General features: G+C 67.7%; 1 protein-coding gene. It reads right to left on the bottom strand.

From position 1 onward, the window contains the following. Positions 1-19: 19 nt before the first annotated feature. On the bottom strand, positions 20-347 hold a 328-nt coding region (locus Q7A36_RS41170), incomplete at its 5' end, for a hypothetical protein (protein ID WP_456306862.1).

The raw sequence follows: 347 nt of genomic DNA, 5'->3' as shown, positions 1-347 counted from the left end.
CCGCTGCTCGTCAAAGGCATCAATGCACCGTCGAATGCCCGGGTGATCCATGGCATGGGCCTGCCTGAGGCGGTGGCAAGGCCGACCAGTGGATGCATAGGTCGCATTCACCTGCGGCGGCGGCCAGGCGCGTCGCCAGTGTCAGGGCCGGCATGACGGCAGGCTGCTCGAGCCAATCTGCCAGCACCTCCAGGGCGCTCAGGGTGTCGCCTTCTTGCAGTGCCCCGAGCAGGGTGAGCAGGAGCCCCTCGTCACGGCCCAGTTGCGGGCACGGGCAACATCGAATGTCGAGCGGGCGCCGCATGCCCCGGTGAACGGCACGGAGGAACGCATCGGATCGTGTCCCT

Source organism: Paracraurococcus lichenis, from assembly GCF_030657435.1.
Classification (GTDB): Bacteria; Pseudomonadota; Alphaproteobacteria; order Acetobacterales; family Acetobacteraceae; genus Paracraurococcus; species Paracraurococcus lichenis.
The sequence above is the reverse complement of the archived record's forward strand: the minus strand, read 5'-3'. Positions and strand labels throughout refer to the sequence as shown.